Annotated in this window: 27 protein-coding genes; 6 read left to right on the plus strand and 21 right to left on the minus strand. The window is 61.1% G+C overall.

Features of this window, described 5'->3' with window-relative positions:
* The first annotated feature begins 28 nt into the window (after positions 1–28).
* Positions 29–355: a hypothetical protein gene (locus tag AGR2A_RS09705; RefSeq protein WP_080822682.1), complete on the plus strand. Its 327-nt coding sequence runs from the start codon at positions 29–31 to the stop codon at positions 353–355.
* Positions 356–519: 164 nt separating this feature from the next.
* Here AGR2A_RS09705 and AGR2A_RS09710 read toward each other — a convergent pair whose 3' ends face one another.
* A complete protein-coding gene (locus AGR2A_RS09710; RefSeq protein WP_080822683.1) occupies positions 520–1,092 on the minus strand; it encodes a hypothetical protein in 573 nt (190 codons plus the stop codon).
* Positions 1,093–1,238: 146 nt separating this feature from the next.
* On the opposite strand from AGR2A_RS09710, the gene AGR2A_RS09715 reads away from it, so the two are divergent.
* The 4 genes from AGR2A_RS09715 to AGR2A_RS09730 all read left to right on the plus strand — a co-directional run bounded on the left by AGR2A_RS09715 (position 1,239) and on the right by AGR2A_RS09730 (position 3,105).
* Positions 1,239–1,646 carry a hypothetical protein gene (locus tag AGR2A_RS09715; RefSeq protein WP_080822685.1) on the plus strand — a complete coding sequence of 136 codons (408 nt, stop codon included), beginning with the start codon at positions 1,239–1,241 and terminating at the stop codon, positions 1,644–1,646.
* 110 nt (positions 1,647–1,756) lie between these two features.
* Positions 1,757–2,506 carry a hypothetical protein gene (locus tag AGR2A_RS09720; protein ID WP_080822687.1) on the plus strand — a complete coding sequence of 250 codons (750 nt, stop codon included), beginning with the start codon at positions 1,757–1,759 and terminating at the stop codon, positions 2,504–2,506.
* Positions 2,507–2,611: 105 nt separating this feature from the next.
* The gene (locus tag AGR2A_RS09725) at positions 2,612–2,857 is read left to right on the plus strand and encodes a hypothetical protein (protein WP_080822688.1); all 246 of its coding nucleotides are present in this window, start codon (positions 2,612–2,614) and stop codon (positions 2,855–2,857) included.
* The gene (locus tag AGR2A_RS09730; RefSeq protein ID WP_080822696.1) at positions 2,854–3,105 is read left to right on the plus strand and encodes a hypothetical protein; all 252 of its coding nucleotides are present in this window, start codon (positions 2,854–2,856) and stop codon (positions 3,103–3,105) included. Before AGR2A_RS09725 ends, AGR2A_RS09730 begins: the two co-directional genes overlap by 4 nt.
* Positions 3,106–3,278: 173 nt before the next feature.
* Here the strand turns inward: AGR2A_RS09730 and AGR2A_RS09735 are convergent, their stop codons facing one another.
* The 6 genes from AGR2A_RS09735 to AGR2A_RS09760 all read right to left on the minus strand — a co-directional run bounded on the left by AGR2A_RS09735 (position 3,279) and on the right by AGR2A_RS09760 (position 7,030).
* Complete coding sequence (locus AGR2A_RS09735; RefSeq protein ID WP_080822697.1) at positions 3,279–3,521, minus strand: hypothetical protein; 243 nt, start codon at positions 3,519–3,521, stop codon at positions 3,279–3,281.
* Positions 3,515–3,712 (minus strand): Pam3-gp28 family putative phage holin, encoded by a 198-nt coding sequence (locus tag AGR2A_RS09740; RefSeq protein WP_080822699.1) that lies wholly within the window; start codon positions 3,710–3,712, stop codon positions 3,515–3,517. The genes AGR2A_RS09735 and AGR2A_RS09740 overlap by 7 nt, the downstream gene beginning before the upstream one ends.
* The gene (locus AGR2A_RS09745; RefSeq protein WP_080822700.1) at positions 3,709–4,530 is read right to left on the minus strand and encodes a glycoside hydrolase family 108 protein; all 822 of its coding nucleotides are present in this window, start codon (positions 4,528–4,530) and stop codon (positions 3,709–3,711) included. Before AGR2A_RS09745 ends, AGR2A_RS09740 begins: the two co-directional genes overlap by 4 nt.
* Positions 4,527–4,778: a hypothetical protein gene (locus tag AGR2A_RS09750; protein WP_080822702.1), complete on the minus strand. Its 252-nt coding sequence runs from the start codon at positions 4,776–4,778 to the stop codon at positions 4,527–4,529. Before AGR2A_RS09750 ends, AGR2A_RS09745 begins: the two co-directional genes overlap by 4 nt.
* A 119-nt stretch (positions 4,779–4,897) precedes the next feature.
* On the minus strand, positions 4,898–6,595 hold the full coding sequence (locus tag AGR2A_RS09755; protein ID WP_080822704.1) for a hypothetical protein: 1,698 nt from the start codon (positions 6,593–6,595) through the stop codon (positions 4,898–4,900).
* A gap of 159 nt (positions 6,596–6,754) precedes the next feature.
* Entirely contained in the window at positions 6,755–7,030 is a 276-nt protein-coding gene (locus AGR2A_RS09760) for a hypothetical protein (protein WP_080822706.1), read from the minus strand.
* A 74-nt stretch (positions 7,031–7,104) separates the two neighbouring features.
* Between AGR2A_RS09760 and AGR2A_RS09765 the strand changes: the two genes are divergently transcribed.
* Positions 7,105–7,710, plus strand: coding sequence for a hypothetical protein (locus AGR2A_RS09765; RefSeq protein ID WP_080822708.1), 606 nt, complete (start codon positions 7,105–7,107; stop codon positions 7,708–7,710).
* On the opposite strand, the gene AGR2A_RS28950 is transcribed toward AGR2A_RS09765, so the two are convergent.
* From AGR2A_RS28950 to AGR2A_RS09830, 14 genes are all read right to left on the minus strand, one after another.
* Entirely contained in the window at positions 7,667–7,912 is a 246-nt protein-coding gene (locus AGR2A_RS28950) for a hypothetical protein (RefSeq protein WP_139786358.1), read from the minus strand. The two genes, AGR2A_RS09765 and AGR2A_RS28950, sit on opposite strands and share 44 nt — an antisense overlap.
* A 1-nt stretch (position 7,913) precedes the next feature.
* Entirely contained in the window at positions 7,914–9,785 is a 1,872-nt protein-coding gene (locus AGR2A_RS09770; RefSeq protein ID WP_080822712.1) for a hypothetical protein, read from the minus strand.
* Positions 9,782–10,324: a hypothetical protein gene (locus tag AGR2A_RS09775; RefSeq protein WP_080822714.1), complete on the minus strand. Its 543-nt coding sequence runs from the start codon at positions 10,322–10,324 to the stop codon at positions 9,782–9,784. Before AGR2A_RS09775 ends, AGR2A_RS09770 begins: the two co-directional genes overlap by 4 nt.
* Positions 10,324–12,849: a hypothetical protein gene (locus tag AGR2A_RS09780; protein WP_080822717.1), complete on the minus strand. Its 2,526-nt coding sequence runs from the start codon at positions 12,847–12,849 to the stop codon at positions 10,324–10,326. The genes AGR2A_RS09775 and AGR2A_RS09780 overlap by 1 nt, the downstream gene beginning before the upstream one ends.
* A gap of 220 nt (positions 12,850–13,069) precedes the next feature.
* Complete coding sequence (locus AGR2A_RS09785; protein WP_080822720.1) at positions 13,070–13,630, minus strand: hypothetical protein; 561 nt, start codon at positions 13,628–13,630, stop codon at positions 13,070–13,072.
* A gap of 62 nt (positions 13,631–13,692) precedes the next feature.
* Complete coding sequence (locus AGR2A_RS09790) at positions 13,693–14,481, minus strand: hypothetical protein (RefSeq protein WP_080822722.1); 789 nt, start codon at positions 14,479–14,481, stop codon at positions 13,693–13,695.
* Between the two features lie 17 nt (positions 14,482–14,498).
* Entirely contained in the window at positions 14,499–14,963 is a 465-nt protein-coding gene (locus AGR2A_RS09795) for a hypothetical protein (RefSeq protein ID WP_080822724.1), read from the minus strand.
* A 9-nt stretch (positions 14,964–14,972) separates the two neighbouring features.
* A complete protein-coding gene (locus AGR2A_RS09800; RefSeq protein WP_080822726.1) occupies positions 14,973–15,335 on the minus strand; it encodes a head-tail joining protein in 363 nt (120 codons plus the stop codon).
* Positions 15,335–15,547, minus strand: a complete 213-nt coding sequence (locus AGR2A_RS09805) for a hypothetical protein (RefSeq protein WP_080822728.1) — start codon at positions 15,545–15,547, stop codon at positions 15,335–15,337. The genes AGR2A_RS09800 and AGR2A_RS09805 overlap by 1 nt, the downstream gene beginning before the upstream one ends.
* Positions 15,547–16,485: a hypothetical protein gene (locus tag AGR2A_RS09810; RefSeq protein WP_080822730.1), complete on the minus strand. Its 939-nt coding sequence runs from the start codon at positions 16,483–16,485 to the stop codon at positions 15,547–15,549. The genes AGR2A_RS09805 and AGR2A_RS09810 overlap by 1 nt, the downstream gene beginning before the upstream one ends.
* Before the next feature lie 2 nt (positions 16,486–16,487).
* Positions 16,488–16,829 (minus strand): hypothetical protein, encoded by a 342-nt coding sequence (locus AGR2A_RS09815; protein WP_080822733.1) that lies wholly within the window; start codon positions 16,827–16,829, stop codon positions 16,488–16,490.
* 82 nt (positions 16,830–16,911) lie between these two features.
* The gene (locus AGR2A_RS09820; RefSeq protein ID WP_080822735.1) at positions 16,912–17,931 is read right to left on the minus strand and encodes a major capsid protein; all 1,020 of its coding nucleotides are present in this window, start codon (positions 17,929–17,931) and stop codon (positions 16,912–16,914) included.
* Positions 17,932–17,963: 32 nt separating this feature from the next.
* Positions 17,964–18,350: a head decoration protein gene (locus AGR2A_RS09825; RefSeq protein ID WP_080822737.1), complete on the minus strand. Its 387-nt coding sequence runs from the start codon at positions 18,348–18,350 to the stop codon at positions 17,964–17,966.
* A 24-nt stretch (positions 18,351–18,374) separates the two neighbouring features.
* The gene (locus AGR2A_RS09830; protein WP_167378185.1) at positions 18,375–19,475 is read right to left on the minus strand and encodes an HK97 family phage prohead protease; all 1,101 of its coding nucleotides are present in this window, start codon (positions 19,473–19,475) and stop codon (positions 18,375–18,377) included.
* Positions 19,476–19,580 lie beyond the last annotated feature (105 nt).

Here is a 19,580-nt window from a genome sequence, read left to right on the forward strand (position 1 = left end):
ATTTCGAGTTCACCAGGAGGTATCGAGTATGGGCATGACGATTTTCGACTCTCGCAATCCGGCTGGCCGCGCAGGCCTGGAACTCGGCCTCCTTACCACAGCCATCGTTACCACGCTCGCCGACGCGCACGCCGCTGGCAAGCAGGCCGCCGAAGAGCGCAAAGAGCGCCGGGCGGCCTATCGCTATGCATGCGAGCTGGCTGAGGCGCGCGGCCGCGCTGACGAGCTGGGTCGCGTTGCCATGCGCGCCGTCCGCCATGTCGCGAGCTTGGAAGCCGAGGTCCGTCGTCTCCGGGTCGCTCTCGCACAGCGTCAGGCGCACATCGAGCGCAACCGTGACCGTGGAGCCGCCTGATGGACTTCCGTACCGATCTCTCCGACGAAGCGATGGCGATCCGTTGGGGCGGCATCCTGAACGAAATCCCGGAGCTGTGGGACGCTATCCGGCTCTTCGAAATCGAAAACCGCCCGGCGGTTACATCGGGCGGCTTCAAGATCAAGAGCGACTGGGTGTCAGTTTCAGTGGACGGTGCCGCTGGGCACGTATCGCGGATTCGTGTTGGCAATGCCCGGAGCATGGAATAGCTCACGATACCGCGCGGCGACGAACGCCCGCTTCTCTTCTTCGACGTCTTCCAAGGTCGGGATCTTCAGGATCTCGGCCTTTTCTGTTTCGGCTGCCGGCCGCGGGTAGATCGGCTTCACGGCTCTAGCTTCCAGGCTCCGTGCGCATCCGCCCGTCGTAGACATCGACAAGAGCGTCAGGTCGTCCGCGCTGAGGCTCTGGAGCCAGTCCTGACCTCCCGCATCGAGAGCCGACAGATCCATCGTGGCGCGATCCTCGGGAGAAGCAGTCGCGTAGGCTTTCACGACCTCGGCGGGCGACATCTCCTTCATGATCGCATCGATGGCCTCCTCAGTTCGCTTGGCATCCTCTGCTGCCTCGTCGACGTCGGCTTTCTGCAGGTTCTCGAAACCGTCCGTGCGCGGCGGCGGCATCAGGCCGAGAAACCGCAGGATCGGCTCGAAGAGAGCGAACAGCCAGTTGAACGGATTCAGCAACGTGATCCAGGATTTCTTCTTCGTTTCCATGAGACACCTCCTTGTCTGATGAGACCAGGATCCCGCCGGCGGCCGAAAACAACAAACGGCCGAACTCGCCGGCGAAAAACTCACGGACAAATGTGTGTACTTCTGGCCGTGAAATCAGGCGTCGTTAACCTAAGTAATTGTTGACAATGAATTATTTTGATTTCGGCTATTGCCTGCATCGCGCCGACGATACAGCATTAGTCATCGGCACACGGCATCGGGCCGCCGATACAAGGAGCATCGAGATGAACGCCACTGACCTCGTCAAAAAAGCTGAAGCAGAACTCCAGTCGGCAAAAGGCTACCACTACAACCCCCAGATTCTGAAGGAAATCATAGAGAATGGATCCATCGAAGATGGCGCAGTCTGCATGGTCAGGATCGAGAAGGGGCGTGACGCACGCCTGGTGTATCGCAAGACCCATTTCGAGAAGGTCGTTGACGGCATGGTGGAGCAGACAATGCCGATGAGCGATGCGGCCTTCGAAGCGGCTTTGATCATGTACGCCAAACGGGAGGCAAGGATGGGGACCAGTATGGGTAGAGCCGCCTGATGATGGGGGCCTGGCAGCCCCCGAAACCTCCGCTCGGAGGTCGCGGCAGCCAACTCACACAGATGACCACGTTCGCCGCAGGGGACACGAACAATTCCGGGAGAAATCAAATGGAACTTCAAATCGACGTCGAGGAGCAGCCATACACTGCGCTCTACCACCTCACCGACAGTGAGATCGTCACCGCTTTCCGCGATGCGGAGGCACTGCTCGCGCACCACGGCATCGACCGCGATGCGACAGCCGCCGCTCTCAGCCTATCCCCGACGACCCTCGTCGCGTACTCGCGCGGTGTCTCGACAGCCGCACATCGCCGGATACCAGCAGCCACCCTCGACCGGATCCGGGATCTGGCCGTCGACGCTTACTGGCGCGAAGCAGCGTGGCCGTATCGCTGTGAAATCGGCGGCGATGCTGCTCATCTGACGCCGATCTACACCGCCCACGATGACATCGGATTGGTGCGCGACAGGCATCCACATCCTCTGCGCATGCGGGAGGTCGCCGACAAGATGGGCGGCAGCGTACGCGTGACTTGGTGTGCGGATCCGCGTGTGACTGAGGTGCCGCCTCTCGATGCGATGGCGGCTCTCCGCAGTCGTTGGAGGCGGGGCGCGTGGCAGATCGGAACGGCATTCGACGATCAGGAAGATGCAAACTCACTGCTCTGCGAGATCGCGGACTGTGATCGCTATAGCTTGTGGTTGTTCAGCACAGAATATCGGCCGTGGCAGATCCAGGTGACGACATCGCAGGTCGAGCGCCTCGAAGCTGCCGTCGGTGACATCGAGCGCGGCGAGGATATTCAGCCATGGGAATCGGCAACGGCCCGTGCGATGGCCGAACTGGAGGATTTCTGAGATGGGCATTGAGGATATAGAGTTGATCCACATCACAGGCAGCCCTAGCCCGGCGGCTGTCGTGGCCCTCGAGGAACTCGTCGCCGAGCAGGAAAGGATGGCAGCATGAGCAAGCGCATCACGAAAGCGGCGGTCAAACGAGCCGCGTACGACGATGTCATGAAGGAGCAGCCGAAATCGACCTCGGCGCCGCGCTGGGTCTGGCATCGGTGGGATCATGAGCGGGACCGGCTGAGAACTACGAGATGGATCGGCTCCATCCCGAGGCCGACACCGGACTACCACCGGGAGGGGTCGATTCAGGAGATCGAGCAGCGCGAGAATGCAGGACAGAAGGAGTTGTTTGCGTGATCGAGAAGCCGAGGAAGAACCATTTTGGCGAGAAGATCGCAGAGCGGATTGCGCGTGAACAGGAGCAGCAGCGGATCCTTGAAAATCCGGGTGCATATCCGGAGGTCGAGGAGCGGGCAGTCGAGAAGCCGACATGGCTTATTCGCGCATCGAGTAGTCTCAACGCGGTCGGACGTCCACAATCGGACTACGCTCGATGGGAGGACTGGAACGACCCCTTCGGAAGAAACAACTGGCGCGGAGACTAGCGCGGACGAACGAGTGAAAAAGCCGGGATCAGTTTCCGGCTTTTTTTCATGGCTTCCAGCCACACGCTCTTGCACCCGTCCGATTATGCTCAAGGAGCTGTCGAGCGGTTCCTTCCGACATCGTCTCGATATCGGCAGCCGTCGGGCGGATCGGCCTGTTCGACGCGCACCAGTCAGCCGTCGCGGCGCACCCAGCGAGACAGCTCGCCACGCACAGCATCAGCAGGCATCTTCGCAACTGCATCCTGAATCCTTTCCCGCTCTTTCACGGCATCCATCTTCTCGGCCACTTGCTTGGCGCGCTCGGCAGCCTGTCCGTCGGCGTAGATCTTCCAGTAGACGGCGACCGCGATGCCGATGAAGGCCGTCCACTTGGCCACGATCTTCCCGATCGACGAGGTCAGCCAGGTCAGCATGGATCCGCCTTCCGCTTCCTCCGGGGAAGATCCGCGCGCTTGTCGTACGCGTACCAGGCCCAGTTGATCAGGATGATGGCGGCCGACGCGAGGGTCTCGACATCGGACGGCGACAGGCTCGTCTTCGCCAGAAACATGCCGAATGCCAGGGTAATGCCGTGGCGGACGAATCCGAGAACTGCAGGGTTCATGCTGTGGCTCCTGCCGCGACCGCGGCGTAGGCAGCGGCGCGCTCTCTCTGAACGCGGCTGCGGTTGATCAGATAGACAGCCAGCACGATCAGTCCGACGGTGGCTCCGATCAGAAGGATGCTCTCGACCCCTGCAAGATTCGACCAGTCGCCGCCGGATGCTGCCGTGGTGCCGGTTGCGCCACCTGCGGCTCCGGTTGCTGAGGCGGTTGCGCCTCCCTTCGTAACAGCGCTGTCCTCGGATGCTCGACGCGATTCCGAGGACAATGCGATGGGAAGAGACGCCTTCGAGATGCCGCGAGCCTCCATCGCCATGGACACGGATTCGGCTTCGACACGCGCCACCCGGGAAGTCCATCCCTTTCCGAAGGTGCTGAAGATCGAGAGGCCGCGAAGGAAGGACATCCGTTTCGCACACATGGACTTCACTGTGTGGATGGCGTCGGCTTTCGTGGCAGCCGCAATGGTCTGGCTGCCGATCTTGCCGTCGGAACTGACACCCAGTGCGCTCTGAAGCCACTTCGCCCCGCGTGAGACACCACTGTTCACGGCCCCGTCGAGGGTCGCGTAGTCGATTCCGGCCGGCAGCTCGTCGTAGCGGATCTTGTCGGCGTACTGGGTCTTGTAGATCGCGGCCACTTCGTCGCTCGTGATCTGCTTTACCGACCGGGCTGTCAGGCCGCGATCCTTGCGATAGGAATCGTAGACGCGCTGCGTGATGCCGAAATTGGTTGCTCCACCCGGATCCTTCGGGTGGTTGACGTAGCCGCCTTCCGAGATGTGGATGCCTTTCATGGCGCGTGCGTATGTGTTCTTCATGGGGTGACCTCGATTTTGACTCGGAGGCCGACCGCCTCAGCTAGGGAAGAGAGCATGCGGAAGCCGAGAGCTTCGCCGCGGCGGAGTTTCTGGAGGTGTTCGAGACGGATGCTCGGATATCGGCGGGAGATGTCTGAGGCCGTCAGGCCGCGAAGATCGATGTGCCGGATGACGGCCGACGACAGCGCGTCTTCGATCTGCTGTGCAGTCGCCGACTTCCATGCTGTTGGAATGTATGTGGCCCCCATAAGCGTCTCCGGATGTTCTTGTTATGTTCTAACATTACATCAAGAGAACAGGAAGCGCCGGCAGCGGACCGGGAAAGGAAAAGGCGGCACTGTGGCCGCCTTGTTCGATGTCGGGATCGTCAGGCAGCAGCCCTGAACTCGACAGCCTCTGCTGCAGGCTCATACCTGCCATCCTCGCTCAGGATGAGCATCGCCCGCTTGCCGTTTCCGTACTGAACGATGTGAGCATGCGCCCATGTCGTTGGCCCGCGATTGTAGCCCTGATCCAAGTTCGCGCTGACCCCTGCCACATAGACCCCCTCGACAATTTTCGGCGTGTGCGTGTGCCCGCTGCTCGTCTTCGGCCCGAAGCGCCTGTACTGGTTTGGGGATCCCCTCGTACCGCCGACACCGAGATCGCCGTGAAGGCCGCATTCGACGTCGCCGACGACATAGCTGCCTCCGGAGCTGACGAACTGGATGTCATCTGCAAGCCCCGCCCGGCGCATGCCCTGCCTGACAATGTTGAAGTCGACGACGTTGTCGCGGATCGCGCGGTGCCAGTCCGCATTGAGATCGTGCCAGTACCAGGCATTGTGCGCGTCCAGTGCGCCCTCCGGATCCTTAAGCCATTTCGCGAGAGCGGCGTCATGGTTGGATTCGACCATCACGGTCTGGCACCAGTCGCGACGAACGGCGTTCGCGAAGGCTGCCGCATCCCTGACTTCGTCTTCAACACATTCGGATCCGACGGCGCGGACAGCAGCACGCTGATGCGGATCCTTGATCCCGTGATGATTCCGGCGACGGAAATCGAGGGTGTCGTGGAGGAACTGATATTCGGGGCGCAGGCGATCGAGGATGTTGTCGTTGGCGATGATCGCGCGGGACTGCATATCGAAGCCCCATGACCTCAGGGCGACGGTCGAATTGAGCTGCTCGAAATGGATATCGCCCCAGGTTACGGCTGCAACCCGATGCCCTGTCGTGACCACGCCATCGGTCACCTTGACGTCCAAATCCTGAAAGTTGCCGTCGCTGTCTGCGAGCAGGTGCCTGAAAAAAATCTCGCCATCGGTGTCGATCTGGACCAGGAGAGCGCCATACGTGTGATGGAAAAGCGCCTTACGGCCACTGGCGCGCGGTGTGTATGAGGGCTGGGTGACAGTTCCGGTGGAGACCGCCATCCGTGGAGGCTGTCCCTGCATGCGCGGGATGGATTCGAGAGCGACCCTGGCATGCGGCACGATGACGTGCTGCCCCTTGTTGGCCGTCGTCCATCCGTTTAGTGGGTTCGCGGTCGTGGGGAGAACATTGGCATCGCCGATCCACAAGAGACTGTCCGTGATGTGGGTGCGGTCGAAGCTGAGGTACTGGTGGAGTTCGGGAGCGTAGACGGCGGTGGCGACCGCGTGATCCTCGTAGAGGCCGAGCTGATAGGTGTAGCCGCCGAGCCCGATGTCGGTTCCGAGATACTCGGAGTATGCGAGCAGGTTGCGCCAGAAGGGCTCGAAGACCGGAGTATCGTCCTGGGCGGACGACAGGATGAAGCGGTGAACGATCCCCTTGGGGAGATCCATGTCCACCTCGTTCACTTTCGAGATCCGGATCGGCTTCTTCTTTTCTTTTTCGGAGGGTTCTGGTGTCGGAGCGACTGGCTCGACGGCGGGAGGTGGGGGTGTTGTGGCTTCGATTTCTCGGATGAGGATCCAGACCCGTTCAACGCGCTGTCTGGAAACTCCGAGGGCGGCGGCGATCTCGCTGTTCCGTTTACCCTGCGCGCTGAGAGCAAGGACGGCATCGATATCTTCCTCGAGGGGGCGGCCGTTGGTGGCCATTCTGCAATTTCTGATCATTTTACATCCTTCAATCGCCGCCTCTTTGTTGGGCGGTCTGCAAGGATGGTTTGCGTCGGCGGAACCTGACGCAAGTTGTCAACGCACTGTTTTTCAATCAGGAATCGACACTTTGTTGACGGCACCAGACACCGCCTCACTTCATGCGCCGAAGATTTTTTTGACTTTCTCGCCGACGAAGATCCAGAAAACGCCGGCAGCGGTCGAAAGAGCGGCGACATAGGCCGCTGTGGCGCGCCGCTGTGCTTTTATCTCCGCGACGTCGGACTTTACCGAGCCGATGTCGGCCTTGAGGCTGTCGAGTTCGATTTTCATCGCCGCCTGCGTCGAGAAAAACTGATCGAGCTTGGTCTCGAGGCGTGCTTGCCCCTTGATCAACTCAAGGATCTCGCCTGACGGCATATTGTTATCGGCCATGAAAGGGGTTCCGGTGCAACTGGGTGTCAACTACATGAGTGCATCCTGGTGCCCTGCAAGATTCGAGGTCGGACATGACATTTTCTGCCTTTACGCCAATCGAGGAAGCCATCATCGGAGAGATCCGTGCGCTCGAAGACCAGCAGATCCACTACTACCTCTCTGCCGACGGCCTGACGGTGCTCGCACGTGCCGAACACAACATCCTTGGCGGCGGCATCCCGCCGGAGATCGTCGGTAGGCTTGATCTCGGCGAGAAGATCCGGACGATCCGAAACCGACCGAACCACAGCGGCCTCAGCGTCGACGAGATCCTGCTTCTCGGGATTTATCCCGGTATCCTGGAGATTGTCGTGGTGACGCCCAGCGGCTCGCTATACCGGGCAACGACGCACGAATGGCACAAAGAGGACAACTACATCGAGAAGCATCGGCAGACGATCCTCCGCGTGTCGCCGGAACTGAGCCTGATGATTAATCGCGGCACCGTCCAGGACGATGATCTGCGTCAGCTCGCCGACCGCATGCCGCGCCATTTCCTGATGTTTCGGCTGTACGAACTCGGCCACGTCGATTACCAAGTCGAGCATTCGATCGAGGATCACATGCTGCTCGTCGACTTAGGCAAAACGAGGCTCAAGGCGATGTGGCATCGGTATCTGCAGGATCGCCTGAGGTAGGCGCCACAAACACGATTTTCGTGTTGATCTGACACGACGACGCATCCACAGGCTGCTCGCTTCCGATTATCAACCCCGTCTCGTTATCGACATCCCACCTTGCCATCACGTCGACCGTCACCGTGCGCGGCCGCCCGTCCACTTCCGAGCGGATCCGCCTCTGCACGAATCCCGACAGCCCCATAATCAGCTTCTGCGACATCTCACTCTCCTCCTAAGTCAGGCCTCAGGTTGATCTGGCGCGGCAGCGCGGGCGGCAGGCACGTCACCGACATCCGCCTCGTCAGGAGGTCTTCCTCCCGGAGAGCAGGCATCGCGATTTTCAGCCTCGTCGGCATCGATCCGATCGTGCCGACGGGGTCGTCCGAGCCCATGGCGGCCAGCCTCTGATCGGCAGCCGTGTTCTCGAAGAAATAGTGACGCGGCGGCACCGATGCGAGAGCGAAGGCGTTGACCGGGACGCGCGGCTGCCGATAGCTCGTGCTGTAGACGATGTCGCCAGTCTGGTGTTGGTCGGGTCCAGGAATCGGAGCGATTGAACCAGATCCTGGTATGCTCACGATGGTGATCTTGGCCGACCGCCTGCCGCCGCGTTCGATGTTGAGTTCGACCGCCGTGACCTTTCCGGTGACCTCGACTCCCGGCAGCTTCGGATGCGCGATCCGGCAGGAGTGCGCCGTCGTGATCCCTCTGCCGAGCATCCATGGAACCTCGAACGTCGTCTCAGCGCACTGGCGACGTTCCATGACAGCACGATCAAGGCGCAGGACGGCGTGGCGAACGGCCCGGATGCCGCGTGGCAGATCGAGAAACCGGGAGTTCCGGCTGTCGCGCATGGGAGCACGCTTCTCTCGCTGAAGCCATAGGACCGGTCCGCCGTCGTATTCCCTTACCCTGAAATCTTCAGTGGCTTCGTGGTCGATGGCGCACGTCCACGCCTTGCCGGCAGCCAGAACCTCGTCGCCGACGACGTACTGGATGACCTCAAGCGTCTCCGGGTCTTCGTAGATCCACTCGCGCGTTGAGGAGTCTATGTTGAGAGGCCCAAGCTGGATCGGAGACTCGATCAGCTCGCTCTGGTCGTCTTCGTCCGGCAGATCCTGGAGCCCGGAGGGCATCACGATATCTAGGATTTCCTGCCGTTGTTGCGAATAGTCATACGCGGCCGTGAGGCGGAAATGAACGGTCTTCGACCTGAGTTCGACCTGACCGCCCGACGCGTTCCCGAATTTGACACCACTGATCGTCATCCATGAAGACAGGTCGTTCTGGACATCCTCGATTTCAGCTTCGGCCAGCGTCCACCCAGTGTTGGCTCCGATCGCGGCACCAGGCTGCGGGAACGAACCTATGAAGTCATCGTATGTATAGGTCGAGACGGAATCCGGCTCCGACACCGTCTGCCTGCCTTTGGCGGCCTGTGTCCAGGACGCGATGATCCGCAGCTTGCTGATCGGCTTCGGGGGATTCGTGACGGACAGCGACGGAGCCGCGCCGACCGACTGATAGCCGATGTCATGAACGACGTCGCTGTCGACGAGGTGCGTGCGGCCGAGCTGAAGGGACGCGCGATCCCATCTCCAGATCTCCGGACGAGCTGCAAGGACGTTCTCGGGATCGTCGGAGGCATCTGAACTGAAGAATAGCGGGTCGTAACATTCGGCATCGAGCCGGTCAGCGGGATCCGCATCCGGATCGTAGTCGAAATCCTCGCCGATACGCAGTGCGTCGGCGGCGGATGTCAGGATGTCGTCGCTGTCGGGAGGCAGGCACCGGAACGCAAGCTCGATGGTGGCTTCGGCCATGTCTGTGGGCAGCGGCACGAGACGTCCGCGCGCGATCAGAACCGGATCCGGATCTTCTTCCCGCTGTTCCCAGAGATCGGCATAACGGAGGGCTGCCGGCATCCACCCCGCGGCTCCTGGGTTGGCGATGACAACGCGGAAGGATGGCTCGACCTTCCGGCCGACGCGCTGCTCGGTGACCACAGCGGAAAGCACGACGAAGGCATCGCCGTCGGCAGATACCGGAGCGAACGGAGCATCATAGGATTCGATGAACTGGAGCCGCTTCATACGAACAGACCTCCCACTTCTTCAGTCGCGAGCTGCCATGAATAGGCAGCCTCCGCTTCCTGGAAGGACTGCCGCCACGGTTCAGTGACCATGACCTCGTGCTCAAGACGGGCATAGACGCGCACCGTTTCTGTCGCGGGTGACGACAGGGTGACAGTTTTGCCAGCGAACACATGTGCGACGTCATCGAAGCCCAGCGTCAACGCCCTTGCCGAATGAATTTTACGCGGGAAGATAGCCGTGCTGCTTCCTGCAGGGATGACGACGCAGATCTCGCCCGGAGGAACGATGGTGAATGTCTCTCCGGGCCACAGGTTGGCGAGCGCGGGTGGCCGCATGTCGTCGGCACTGCTAGAGATTCGAATGGCGAACAGGCGGAACATTGGATCGGCCAAATTGACCGCACGGCCGTTCCAGTCTCGTTCAATGGCGGCGGATTCGGCGATTGGAGACAGCTCCACGCTGAGATTGAGCGCGGTCTGCCAGCCAATGCCTAGAGCCGGGCAGAGAAGTTTCGTGTGTCCTTGGTAGTCAGCCATCAGTACCCTCGCGTTGCCTGTTCGAGGCTACGCGTGAGCTGCATCACGCCGACCTCGTCGCCCTCGAGCGTAGTCGTACGGCCTGCAACATTCAGGTCGACGGCGACTCTCTTCGAGTAGGGCTGCGCGTTCTGGCGTTCCTGCTCGGCTCTCTGGAATTCCTGCTCCTCACGGTACCGCGCAGCCGCATCCGGCCCGGAGTAGCGAGCTGCACCCCAGATCCGGATGTCCGAGTTCTGTGCGTTTTCGAGATTGCGCTCGGCTGCCGACTTGCCTTGCCAGCCGCCCTGCAGGATGCCCTGACTCTTCCAGTAGGCAGTTCTGCGGTCTCGGCTCGTTTCATCGCGGCGGCCCAGATATTCCCGCATGTATTTCTCGTCGTTCGCCCGGATGACCGCCGCCTGTCCTTCGATGACCTTGTCGTAAGCCGCCATCGTGTCGGCCATGAACAGCTTCGCGGCCTGCTGACCGAGCAGGAATGCTCCGGCGAGCGTGGTGCCGAGCAGGAGCGCCGCTGAAGTGAGTCCGCCGAGGGCGGTACCGACACCAGCAAGCGCAACGCGGAGACCCGCCGCGGTCGCCCCGGCGGCCCCAACAGCCCCACCAGCGAGTCCCCCAACAGCCCCGACTGCCGCTCCGGCCAAGGAGAAGACGCCGCCGAGAGCTTTGAAGAGCAATCCGGCCCCTGCGGTCAGCGCCGAGAACAGCCCGATCATGCGCGTCATACCGAGGAAGAGACCCACGGTCATGATGTCCTTGCCGAGGTAGTCGAGGACAGGCTTGAAGAATTCGCCGAGGCTCGCGACGAGATCCTTCAGCATCCCGAACGCATCCTGGAAACGTGTCGCGAAGGATACGACGTAGTCTCTGGCGGTGTTCAGCCAGGTGAAGTCGACGGCATCTCCTCCGGAGACGACCTTCCAGGCATCTACCGCGAAATCCTTGATCGAGATGAGGCCGTCCCGGATCGCGTTGATCCATGCGTAGTCCGAATTCTTGCCTTCCCACAGCAAACCGACCTGTTTGCGGACGTCCGCCCACACCGCGCGCAGGGCGAGCGTCTTCTGTACGACGGAATCGAGCCAGGGCGTTTTGATGTCGTCGGTGTTACCGGAGAACAGGCTGGCCGCGTCCTCAGCGAACACCCGGGTGTCATTGAAAGCCTCGACGGCAGCCTTTGCGATCTCTTGACGTGACGAAATCAGCCACGCGGTCAGCTCCTGACTTCCTTTGATGAGATCCGGAGTGAGTGCACGACCAATCGTCAACTGCACACCGGATGTTGCGGTCTTCAGATTCTGGATCGCGCGGGTGTACTCCTCGGCGACCGCGATATCTTCTTTAGTTGCGATGGCACCGGAGTTCTCGAGCGTCCGACGGTATTCGTCGATCGCCTTCCTGCCACCGTTGAGAAGCGGGATCAATTTGACGCCCGCATCCTCGCCAAAAAGCCTCATCGCGACACGAGCGCGCTGGCTAGGATCCTGAATGTGCTGGAACGCGTCAGAAATCTCGAGCAACCCCTCGACCCCACCGCGGCTCGCGCGTTCGATGTCGATCCCGTACTGCTCGAGTTCGTGAAGGGCTTGCGCCTGCGTGGACTGACCGCTCCAGAACTCGTCATACGCCTGCTGCAGCTCCATGCGCTCTTTTTCAAGCGCAAACCGAGCTGCCTGACGGTCGACCATCTGCCGCTTTCCATAGTTCGGACGAGACGACGCGATGGTGTCCGGATTATTGAATACCTCAGTAAGATCGGGCCCGCCGTAATTGGCGTTCTTCGAAGCCTCGGCAGAGTTGAGCGCGCCATCGATGATGGAGAGACGGTTCTCGATGTCGGCGATCGATGCTTTCCGCGCTTCCGTGTCGGCTGCCGAGAATCCGGTAATCAGGCCATTCAGTTCTTCCCTCTGGCCGAGCCGAGCATAGATCGCGGCCTCTCTTGCCGTGAGGCGATAGAAGTCTGAATACTGCTTCGCCGTCTTCGAAATGTTTTCTCGGAGCGTCAAAAACTCGTTCGAGATCGTCGCGATCTGTGTAACGAGTTCGTCGCGATCCGTTCCTGTGATGTCGGCAGCGTAGCCAAGGACTGCGACGTCGGACGTGCTGCCGCCGATGCGCTGGGCATCGATCGAGATCGCCTTCAGGCTCGTTGCCGAATCCTTGGCAGCCTTGATCGCCGCCGCTGAAAGGGACGACATCTTCGTGGCGAGACCGCCAACTGCAAGAGTGGCCCCACCTGCGCCGATCTTGACCCCGCCCCACGTACCCTTCGCGCCGAGTTTCAGTACGGACTTCGTGAGCGAGTCCGTGTCCTTCTTGGCATTTTTCAGTCCCTTGGATAGATCCTTGGTGCCCTTCGTCGCGCCCGACAGACCCTTCTTCGTGGACTTGAGAGGATCGCCACCACGACCCGCAGAGGACAGGACTTGCGACACCGTCCTCGCGAAACCGCGCAGACCCGTCGCGGCCTGCCGCATGCCGTCGATCGTGAATCTGGTTTTGATTTCAGGTGTCGTCGCCATTCTCTATCTCACTTCGTCAGCGCATCCCATGCCTTGGCGTCTCCGCTCATTGCCACCGCGACGGCCTTTGCCATCTCGAACGTCCTGAGCTTGTCCATCTCCCGGAGCGTCGCCGTCCGCGCTGCAAGCTGTCCGAGCGTCAGGTCTCCTGCAGAGCGGCCGGTCCGGCATTCGAATTCGACGGCTAGCTTGACGATCTGAACGAGCGCGCCGTCGAGGTTCAGGCCGCCTTGCGTCCAGCGGTCTTTCGAGACTTTGGACTTGCCGCTGTCGGCTGACCCGGCGTTGGGGTCGACAACATCGATTCCAAGATCGGCAGCAGCAGCGCTGACACGCGGGTCAACCCGAGCGCCTGGAGCTGGCCCGCGATCATCATAAAAAAACTCTGGAGCGTCCCGTGCTCGCGCAGGAGTGTTTCAACCGCCGCAAACCAGAGAGCCAGTCGGAAATCATCCGGCTTGCCCAGGAGCGCTTCCTCGTACTGGGCGTTGCCAGGCCGATCCAGCGCGCACGCGGAAAAGGCGGCGACAGCACGCGGCGCTCTACGGAAGAGATAGATGAGAGCATCCTGCTTGTCGGCCTCGGTGTCGTCACGACGGGCGGGATCGAGAAGCTCAAGGAGATCCTGGTATTTTCCGAAGATCTCACAGATCTCAGTGATCGTAGGCGCACGAACTTGGAATGACTTGCCCTGCACCGTGATGGTGACCTTCTGATGCTGGATCGCGGCCAGAAGATCTTCCGGCGAGAGAATGTCGAGATGTTCTGGGATAGTGGACATGCGTTCCTCCTTGCATGCATGCATGGCGAGAGGAGCCGGAGTGATCCGGCTCCCTGAATGGATCAGGCGTTGACGATCTTCCGCTGGCCGGTGAGCGTGCCGTAGCCCTTGTCCGCGGTCGTGTAGACGGATCCGGTCAGACCCACGGTGTTCACGTTCTCGGTGTCTCCGGCAGAGATCGCTCCGGACGGGCGGAATTCGACGTCGGGGAGATACAGCGTCATCGGAACCCCGTTGTCGCTGTCGGCGATCATGCCGATGCACATGAATTCGCCGCGCGTGCCGGAAGCCGACATGACTTCAAGGTTCAGGATGCCATCGGCTGCGGTGATCTCAGGCAGCGTGTACGCGATGGCGAGATCCGCATCGGCACCGACAGGCTTCGACAGGACTTCGATGAGGTTGGTAGCGGAGTGGAACGTGAAGTGCGTGTTCTCGATGAAATCGACGTCGGCACCGTCGGAGATGCCCGTCACCGCACCGTTAACTCCAGGAATCTGGTAGATGCCCGGCACGACCGCGTCCTCGATGATTAGGGTGCCGTTCGCGACGGCCTCCTGCTCGAGATACTTCTGCTCGGCGACGAAGGTGGCTGCATACGTCAGATCCGTGAAGGCCGACAGCTCATTGATGTTGACGGTGCCTTCCTTCAGCGTTGTGATGTTGCGCAGAAGGCGACGGTCGCCGAATTCGTTGGTGTAGACCGGCTGCGTGGTGATGTTCGGCTCGAAGTCGACGCTCGCCGACGGCCCCCACTTGAGCCACGACTTGTCGCCGTGCCTCCGGAAGAGGTTGATGCAACCCATGAGCCTCTGCATCTTGGTGAGCTGTCTTACTGGATATGTTGCCATTTTGTTCTCCCAAAGAGCTAGGCGTATAGGTTGATGTCGGGCGCGCTATCCAGCGTCTGGATCTCGCAGGTGTAGGTCATGGTCTCGACGAGGAGCATTCCGCTGGAAGTCGGCTGACCATCGATCGCCGTCGTTCCGGTGTAGATCCACTTGTTGACCCCGCCGAAGCCGAAGTCCGGCTTTACGAAAGCCTTCTCGACGTCACAGCAGACGGAATCGATGATGTCCTCGGCATCTGCCTCGTCTTCGTGGACACCGATCTGGATATCGACCCGATAACGGCGGGTGACGGGGCGCTCGCCGACAGCCGGATGTCCCGGATTCGGCGACGAAGCCTCCGTTACCGCAACGAGGGCCACCGGGAAGCTGCTGGTCTGGAAGTCGCGCCCGTGGCGGCTCATGTTGTGCGCGCCCTTGATCGAAGGCACGGTCGAGAGCCTCGTTTTCACGGCGTTCCTGAGCTGAGTGCGGACGTGCGGCATGCGTTTCGGCTATCCTCTAAGGACGATGGTCAGCATACCGTAGCCGTCCGCTCTGCAAGATTCGACATCGTACGCCGCGCCATCGATCACCAGCTCGTCCGCGCCATCGATACGGAAGATCTCGTTCGGATTTCCGGCTCGTGTCGGCTCCAGCTTGAGCGCATCCGCCATCGCACACGAGGCAATCGGCACCCCGAAACGCATGGAGATGCCGTCCGCATCGGCAACATCGGAGCTGGCGTTGAAGATGACGACCAGCGGATCCGATGCCGTGCTCCCATCATCCCGATGCCGGTGCCAAACAGCAGCGGCGGTCTCGCGGAAGGTGCGAGTGAGGATCCGCGGGAGGGGGGCGAAGACGCGGGCGGTCATCAGATCGACTCCTCTTCGACTGCGGTCGGAGGCATCGACCCGTAGGGGTTTATGAAATCGTCAGCAATCGCGTCGTAGACCCAATAGAGGCCGACGTGCGTCAGCTCCGATGTCTGCTCGATGAAGCCAACAGCAGGGAGATCGACGAAGCCGATGACGGCGTTCGTCACCATGCCGTTGTCGTCGAGGACGAGGTAACGGGGTTCGGTCATTACTTGATCTCCCTTCGGCGGAATCGAAGCTTGATGCACCCATCGCCTCCGGTGCCTCCGACGGTGCCGCTACCGTCGTTGTGTCCGCTTCCTCCGCCGCCGCCGGGATATCCGCCGGATCCTACAGGGTAAGAGGCGTTCGCCATCGCAGCTCCTCCGCCGCCTAATGAATCGAAGTAGAGGGGGTTGTGATTTGATCCGTGACGGCTCGCGTCCGTCACGACAGGAGCGCCGCCGTTCGTAGCGCCGGACGGCGACTGCCGTGAGCCCTGACCGCCGTATCGCGAAAAGCGACCAATGGCTCCGCCTGATGTTGCAGAATCCCTTGCAGCACTGCCGCCGCCACCGGGGCCTCGGTTCGAATGCCACGCGAAGTCAAATGTGTCGAAGCCTGTCACAGAGTTCAGCGGCAGGAAAAGCATGGGCGGCAACGAGCCATCTGCATCCCACGACGCCGCGATGGTGCCAAGCTTGTAATGTTCGAGGGGTGAGTTGCCGCCGCGCGGCGTAGCTGCCGACCGTACGTAATGCCGACCGCTTCCGAACGTCGTCTGGCCACCCCATGCGCCGCCGGACGCAGCCCCCGCACCAATGACATAGGTAATCGCCGTATCCGGAAGCTCGTGGAGCCAGAAGCCTTTAGTGACAACGATTCCCGGATAGCCGCCGAACGGCTGGAAACCGCCATATGCACCGCCAGCTCCGCCTCCGACCGTGCGGACCTCGACGAAGACGTTATCGACAGACATGGCTGCGCGCTCGGCCTCGGGTCGCATAGAGCGTGCGATGTCGAGGATCGAGTTGCGGCCGTTGGCGAAGGTACCTGATGTCGTAATAAGATGATTATCCGAGCCGGTGACGTGGTGATACAGAACCCGGTCTATGATCGCGTTGACTGTCGTTCCGCCGCCGGATCCTGAGAGAGATGGTCCCATCATGGTCAGTTCTCCAGGATTTTCACGACAGCGGGCGCGGCAGCTCCTGAAGGCAGCTTGAAGAGCAGATAGCGGTTTCCGCCCGGCACGTTGAAAGGATGGTAGCCGGGGCCGAGCAACGGCCATGACGCATTATCCGTCCAGCCATCGGCCGTGGCGGCGCGGACGACTTCGACGGTCGCAGAGACGTAGAGCGTCACCAGAGTCGTGCGATTGCCGAGCCGATGCGCCCAGGCCTCAAGATCTGCTGGGTTGAGAGCGCCCACGGATACTGCGTTTGAATCGAGGACGGCACACTCGAAAGCGTCGCCAAGACTCGAAACTGCGGTGTCGATTGTGTTTGCCATCGTGGCGGCTCCGGGGGAATGAAGGGAATGGGGTGCGCAGCCGGCCAAGGAGGAGAGCCGGCTGCGCTGTGACCTCCGACGGTTAGTCGAAGGTGACTTCTACGATGGCGTCCGGCTTCTCGTTGTAGACGACGAAGTTGGACTCGGCCGTCATGTCCACGCCCTTGTTGAAGGGCTTCGGCTCCGACATCGCGTAGTACGGCAGGCCGACGGTGTTTGCCGCTTCCATGGTGTCGGCTGGCGAGAACCTGACCTGGAACAGGCTGGTCGTGTCCGGCACGAAGAAGGACTTGTCGGCAGGGAACATGCGGATCGGCTGGCCGACGTTGTCCAGCGCTCCGGTCGCGTTGATGTCGTAAGAGCGGATTTCGACGTTGTCGGCGATCATGAAGCCCTTGCGGTTGTCAGCGCGGAGGAAGGCGCCATCCTGCCAGCGATCGTAGGCTTCCTTCAGCGAAGGATGCGAAACGATGAGGTCGAACATTTCGGGCGGGCACAGCCAGATGAACTTGCTGTAGGTGTAGCCGCCGAGCTTGACCTCAGCCTTCCGCTTCATCTTCACGGCTTCGTCGCGGATGTTGACGTTCGGTGCCGTGACGTCGAAGGAATGCTCGTTGCGAGCGAAGCCCAGCTCCTCGAACCAGTCGTAGATCACGCTGCCGTCGGCATCGTAGAGGTAGCCCTGGATCATGCCAGCCTTGGCATAGTTCAGCGTCCGGTTCAGCTTCACGGCCATGTCGTTCAGCTTTTCGTTGCGCTTGGATTCGATGGTCTCGAATTCCGTCTCGCTGCCGAACTGGCGCACTCCCTGCACCTCAGTCGCCATGATGGCATCGTATTCCTGGTAGTGCGGCACATAGATCGGACGCGCCCGACGCTTGTTCGAGCTGATCGCTTGACCGACGGTTCCGCGTTCGGAGGTCGGCACCAGACCAAGCTTGCCGTCCTTGTATTCAACGAGCGCCGTCAGCGTAGGGATGCCGCGCTCGTTGAACGTGAAGAGCGTGTCGAGGCTTTCCGGCTCCGGCACGATGAGGTTGATGGCGCTGGTCAGCGTGGTGAAGCTGAAGGCATCGCCTCGGATGATGTTTGCAAAGCTCATTTGTGGCTCCTGTTCACTTTTTGTTCCGGCAATCAGAGAGCCTGAACGATCTTGATCCTGTTGATGGCGAGACCGGCAGCGACGTCCGCGACCGTGGTGGCAGCGCCGACGACGAGTTCGGTGTCCTTGACCTCGGCTCCGTAGACGATGGCGGCTGCCGGCTGGCTGGCGGCGGTGGCATCCTTGAAGCGCGCCAGGACAACGAGTCCGGCTTCAGGCGAGGCCAGGACGAGAGCCTTGGTCGCGAGGACGTAAAGTCCGGTCGCCTCGTCGTCACCGTGGAGTTCGGCGATAAGGACGGATCCCGCGTCATAGGCGCGCCCGGACTTCAGGGTGATGGTGTCGCGACTCTGGTAGCCGTTGGACTCCGAGATCAGGAATCCTTCGTCGACGGGGCGCTGAACAAATTCAATAGCCATGGTTATGTCTCCTGTTGCGCCCGATCAGCGTGCGCGTCTGGCCGCGAAGATCGCGGTGGTGTCGAGTTTGGTGTCGGCCGCACGCTGCTTCGGCTGCCGCACTTCGATGTCCTTGCTGGCGGCTGCCGGTACGGCTCCGCGTTCGGAAATCGCCTTGCGCAGGGCGCGCTTGGCTTCGGACGGCCGACTGCCTAGTGCGCGCATGTCCGACACGAGCTTGCCGAGGCCGTAGGAGCGCGCGATGGAGCGGATGTCTTCGTATTCGTCCTGCTCGTCTTCGGTTAGCGCGTCGTCTTCGTCGGCGCGCTTGCGCTTGCGATCGTCTTCGGCCTTGGGCTCATCCTCGTCGTCTTCGGCACGCTTCGAACGCTTGCGCTCTTCTGCAGGCTCGTCTTCGTCGTCCTCTTCGGCGCGCTTTCCGCGGAGCTTGCGAGCGCGCTCGATCAGCTCGTCGGATGCGTCGTCACCGAGATCTTCGATGGCATCTTCGACGGCGGCGATCATGGCTTCGAGTTCATCAACGTCGACGGCGGTCTCTTCACGCTTCGCGCGCTTGCCTCTCTTCAGAGTCATGGTCTTCTCCTGTTTCTTTCCGGCTGCGCGGAAGGTGATTTTGGGGGAACTGGGGGTGTCGGATTTCGCCCGGATGAATGAATTCTCGTCGGCTCCAACGGGCACGATCGAGTATTCTGTGACCAAGCAGCGGGTGATCCGGAAGATCGGAACATCATCGGCGCGCTCGATCAGCTCGGCCTCGATAACGTCGTACCCGACCGATCCCTGGCGATAGAAACCGCGCTGGACATCCTTGAGCAGATGCTCGTGGCTCGACGCGAACATGGCATCGCCGACCACCTGGTTGGCCTCAAGACGAGGATTGTCGACCTTGCCGAGGATGGCGGCGATCCCGCCATCAGTCTTGTGGCCGTCCACGAGCGGCATGCCGTTGGCGCGGGAGAGATCAACGCCGGCCGGTACGATGATCTCGTCGACGATGATTTCCTGATCAGGATTCCGTGGGTCGCAGATCGCGCGACGCACCGGAGTTTCGGTGACCATGACGACGACAAAGCTGCCGGTCTCGACGTCAATGGAGGTCGGAACCCCGCTGAAAGCACGCGTCATCGAGCCGTTGAACGGCTTGGCAGCGGGCTTTGTGCGCAGAGGTTTCGGCATTCGCTCTCGTCTCAGATCGGTGTCTGGAGAGAGCGTTGCCTGGTCGTCTGCAAG

The sequence above is a fragment of the Agrobacterium genomosp. 2 str. CFBP 5494 genome, assembly GCF_900013495.1.
Taxonomy (GTDB): Bacteria; Pseudomonadota; Alphaproteobacteria; order Rhizobiales; family Rhizobiaceae; genus Agrobacterium; species Agrobacterium pusense.